Origin of the sequence: Mycobacterium sp. (genome assembly GCF_039583785.1) — a bacterium.
In the GTDB taxonomy this organism is placed as follows: domain Bacteria; phylum Actinomycetota; class Actinomycetes; order Mycobacteriales; family Mycobacteriaceae; genus Mycobacterium.
Genome location: NZ_JAVKSG010000131.1, coordinates 1 through 4,669 on the forward strand (window position 1 = coordinate 1; position 4,669 = coordinate 4,669).

General features: G+C 68.5%; 3 protein-coding genes and 1 pseudogene. All 4 read left to right on the forward strand.

The annotated features are described in order from the left end of the window. Positions 1-210 precede the first annotated feature (210 nt). A complete protein-coding gene (locus ABDV69_RS20190) occupies positions 211-1,383 on the forward strand; it encodes a site-specific integrase (RefSeq protein WP_343577541.1) in 1,173 nt (390 codons plus the stop codon). Next, positions 1,380-3,866, forward strand: coding sequence for a site-specific integrase (locus ABDV69_RS20195; protein WP_343577542.1), 2,487 nt, complete (start codon positions 1,380-1,382; stop codon positions 3,864-3,866). Before ABDV69_RS20190 ends, ABDV69_RS20195 begins: the two co-directional genes overlap by 4 nt. After that, positions 3,863-4,417 carry a DUF6262 family protein gene (locus tag ABDV69_RS20200; RefSeq protein ID WP_343577543.1) on the forward strand — a complete coding sequence of 185 codons (555 nt, stop codon included), beginning with the start codon at positions 3,863-3,865 and terminating at the stop codon, positions 4,415-4,417. The genes ABDV69_RS20195 and ABDV69_RS20200 overlap by 4 nt, the downstream gene beginning before the upstream one ends. Before the next feature lie 115 nt (positions 4,418-4,532). Then, positions 4,533-4,669, forward strand: a pseudogene (locus ABDV69_RS20205) (IS3 family transposase); the annotation flags it as partial.

Below are 4,669 nucleotides of genomic sequence, written 5' to 3' on the forward strand. Positions count from 1 at the left end.
CCGGCCGGTTCGGCTCGATCGAAGACGCCCGACTGCACTGCCGGGTCTTCTTCGCTTGGTACAACGATGAACATCGTTTTCTGGGGTTGGCTGAACTGTTGTGTGACGTTGCGTAGATCGGCGACACGAGCCGGTTCTGCAACAGATCTCCCGGGGTGTGGTGCTCGTGGCTGGTAGTGGTAAAGCTGCCTGCTGCGAGAGGAGATCAGGGTGCGGGCGTTTCCGGTGAGGTTGCCGTCCGGGGTGCGGTACTGGACGGTGCTCGATGAGGGTCTGTCGGTGGTGGCCGAAGCGGACGCGTTCTTGCGGCATGTCCGATTCGGCCGTGACGGCTCGGAGTTGACCACCAGGTCGTATGCGGGTGGCATCGCGTTGTTCCTGCGTTGGTGTGTTCGCACGGGCCGGCACTGGCATGACGGCGTGGCGGCGCTGGGGCTGTTCATCACCTGGCTGCGCCACGCGGCACCACAAGCCAGCGGTGTCGAGGTCATGCTGGGTGGGCAGGTGCTGGCCGGTCCGGGCGCGGAGCCGGCGCGTGGGGCGCGGCGGATCAACGGTGTGCTGACCGCGGTGCGGGGGTTCGTCGCGCACGCAGTGACGTCCGGGCAGGCGCCGGGCGAGCTGATGCCGCTCATCTATGAGCTGGCCGACGAGCGTGACCTGCCGGCGCAGGCTCGCGGCGAGGACCACCGGATGGCCTGGCGGATGCGGGCGCGGCATCGGCTGCATGAGCCGGAGGCGACGGTGGACCGGGCCAGCGACGCCGAGATCATGGCGCTGCTGCGGGCCTGCCGGTCGGCGCGCGACCGGCTGATCGTGCTGTTGATGGCGAGGGCCGGGCTGCGGCGCGGCGAGTTGTGTGGCCTGCGGCGCTCAGATGTGCACCTGCTGGTCGACTCGCGGCTGCTGGGCTGTGAGATGCCGCGGGCGCACCTGCATGTGGTGCGCCGGGAGAATCCGAACGGGGCGTGGGCCAAATCCCGTCGCCAGCGGGTGGTGCCGCTGGATTTTCTGCTGGTGCAGGTGTTCGACGTCTACGAGTTCGAGCGGTTTGCGGTGCCACGGGCGGCTGAGTCGGATTTCTTGTTGGTCAACCTGTTTCGTGAACCGATCGGTGCGCCGATGCGCCCGGATGCGGTTAACGAATTGATCGCGGCGTGCGCGCGGCGGGCGGGGATCGAGCATATGACACCACATCGGCTGCGGCATGCGTTCGGCAGCAACCTGGCCGACGCCGGTGCCGGCCTGGACGAGATCGCCACCCTGATGGGTCATGCGTCGATGAGTTCGTCGCAGGTCTACCTGCACCCCGACCCGGCCCGGCTGCGCGAGGCCGTCGACCGGGTCGCCAGTCCCCGCGGGCTTGCCGGGACGGACCGGTGAGCGCCGCCGAAGCGGTGCAGGTGGCCATAGCCGGTCGGGAGCACGTGTTCGCCGACACGCGGGTCGACCGGCACGCTGCGGCGATCGCCGCGGTGATCGACCCCGCGTTCCTCACCGAGGCCGGGTGGGATCCGGCGCGAAGGGTGCTGTCGTTCGATCCGGAGCATCCATTGCTGGGACGTCCTGTTTGCCGCGCGGCGGGCTGCTCGACATCCGCGCCTGCGGCGGCGCGGATCTGCGCCTCGTGCCGCCGTCGGCTCACCGAACACGGGCTCGGCGACGACGAGATCGCCTCGCTTCCACCGCGCTGTCGCGAACGATCGGGGCGCGGACCGGATACCTGTGTGGTGGACGGTTGCGGACGCGAGTGGGAATCGGCGAGCTCTGGGTTGTGCCGCGCCCACGCAGAACAGTTGCGCGCCTTGCCGGTTGCCGACGTCGACGAGTTCCTTGCTGACCGGCACACCCGCCCGCTTCCGCCGTGCGCGCCGTGCGCAGTCGCCGCCTGCACCCGCCAACGCCGCCACCCCGACGGGCTCTACTGCGACGCGCACCAGCAACGGCTGCGCACCGCCAGGACACATAACCCGCTCCTGGGCGAAACCCAATGGCAAGCAACCGAACCGGCGATCGGTCGAGGTGGTGAGGTCAGTCTGCGCGGCCTGGCGCCGCTGGTCGTGGCCGAGCTGCTGGTGGGCCTGCAGCAGCGCTGCCGGATCAACGCCGTCAAGACCAGCGACGCCGTGCTGCGGGCACTCTGCAACGACGTCCGTCACCGACAGGTGAGCTCGCTGACCCACTACGCCGCAGGTGATGATCGTGATCTGGAGTTCACCGGGTTGGCCAACTGCCTGATCGGTCACGCCCGCCGCGCCTTGTCGAGCCCGGAAACCGAAGTCGCCCGAGATGAATGGGATCTGACGGTGTTCGGGCACAACGGCACGGTGTCGTTTACCGGCATCAGCCAGACGTGGCTGCGGGAGGCTGCCAAACGGTGGGCCGCCGACGACCTGCCGAAACGACGCGTCCGACCGGGGCGACGCACCAGCGCCGGCCTGGCCGTGCGTCACCACATCGGCTGCCTGGGGCGGCTGTCGGAGTCGCTGCGCATGCGTTCCGACCGCGGTGAACACCCACAAGCGTTGGGCCGCAGCGACATGGAGGCGTTCTTGCACCGGCTGGCCTACCTTGAATCGGCCGGGAAGATCAGCGGTGATGCCCGGATCCGGGCCTGCCGCGAGGTCCGCGCCGTGCTCACCCGCATCCGCGCGATGGGGCTGACCCGCCCCGGCGGGCTCGCCGCCGGACTGGGCGAGGACTTCGTCATCGGGCAGGCCGACGTGCCCGCCGAACCCGAACCGGCAGAACCAAACCGGGACCTGCCGCCGGAAATCATGCGGCAGCTCTGCACCCACCTGGATGACCTGACCTCACCAGAAATGCGCACCGCGGTCGAGCTGGCCATCGACACCGGTCGCCGTCCCGAAGAGATCTGCGAGCTGGACTTCGACTGCCTGACCCGAGACGACGACGGACAGCCCGTGCTGATTTATGACAACCACAAGGCCAACCGGCCCGCACGACGCCTGCCGATCGGCGAGCAGACCGCTGAGGTGATCCTCGCCCAGCAGCAACGGGTTCGAGCCCGCTACCCGCACACACCGGTCGGCGACCTCAAGCTGCTGCCCACCGACCGGCGCAACCCCGGCGGGCACCGCGCGATCACCGGCTTCAGTCTCGCGTTCGCCCACCGCACCTGGGTCGACCGAATGCCCGTGCTGCGCAACAGCGACGGCGTCGAATACGACAAAGCCAAGGCCGTGCTCTACGCCTACCGGCACAGCTACGCACAACGCCACGCTGATGCCGGTGTTCCCGTCGAGGTGCTGCGTGAGCTGATGTCGCACCGCAAACTCGAGACCACCAGCGGCTACTACCGCGTCGGTGAAACCCGCCGCCGCGAGGCCGTTGACCGCGTCACCGCGATGCAGTTCGACCGGCACGGCAACCGCGTCTGGCGGCAAGCCCAAGCGTTGTTGGACTCCGAGTACGCGCGCCGCGCGGTCGGCGAGGTCGCCGTTCCATTCGGCGTTTGCGCCGAACCGTCCAACGTCAAGGCCGGCGGCGGTGCCTGCCCGTTCCGGTTCCGCTGCGCTGGCTGCGACCACTTCCGCACCGACGTCTCCTACCTGCCCGACCTGCACGCCTACCTCGACGACCTGCTGCGCACCCGCGAACGCCTGCTCGCCACCACCGACCTCGATCAGTGGGCACGCGCCGAAGCGATGCCGTCGGATGAGGAGACCCGCCGCATCCGCCGCCTGATCGCCCAGATCAGCAATGGGCTCGACGAGCTCAAACCCGAACAGCGAGAACAACTTCAACAAGCCGTCACCGTCGTGCGCCGCCACCGCAGCGTCATGCTCGGCATGCCCCGCACCCGCCAACCCCTGCCCGACCTGCGCCCGGAGAGAACCCCATGACCACCACCACCACCACCACCACCGTCGACGCGATGATCGACGGACGTCGAGCCGACTCCACCCGACGCCGCCAGCGCGTCCTCACCGCGCTGGACACCGCCATCAAAGACGGCGCAGAACTCAGCGTCTCCAGCATCGCTCGCCGCGCCGGAGTCGACCGCACCTTCCTCTATCGCCACCGCGACCTGCTCGAACGCATTCACGCCGCCGAAACCGAACCATCAGACAATCCCGAAATCGGCCCCCCGGTCACCCGCGCCTCACTGAAAGCGGACCTGCTCGCAGCCCAGCAACGCTGCACCCGCATGGCCGCACGCACCCAACAACTCGAGGCCCGCCTTTCCGAACTACTCGGCGAACAAGCCTGGCGCGCAACCGGACTCGGCGCACCCACCGACATCGACCAGCTGCAGCACGACATCGTGTCGCTCGAACAACAAGTCGTCGAACTGCGGCTGCAACTCGAAGAACGCGACCAGGACCTCGCCGCCGCCCGCGCCGCCAACCGCGAACTGATGACCAGACTCAACGCATCCCAGCCAACTGGATGACACGCCCGCCGAAACGCTTGCACAACACTGTTGCGCACAATACGGTTCAACCATCAGCCGCAGTACCTGCAGAAATGCGGGAGATCTACAGCAGCTTCGGGTCGGACCCCCAGAGAAACACCGTCACTCCGGGCTGGGCCTGCATACCCCCGCCGACGTCCACTACGGCCTCGCAGAGGCGATCCGCGACAAGCGCGCCGGCGTACTCGACGCCGCCTACGCCGCACACCCAGAACGGTTCGTCCGCAAACC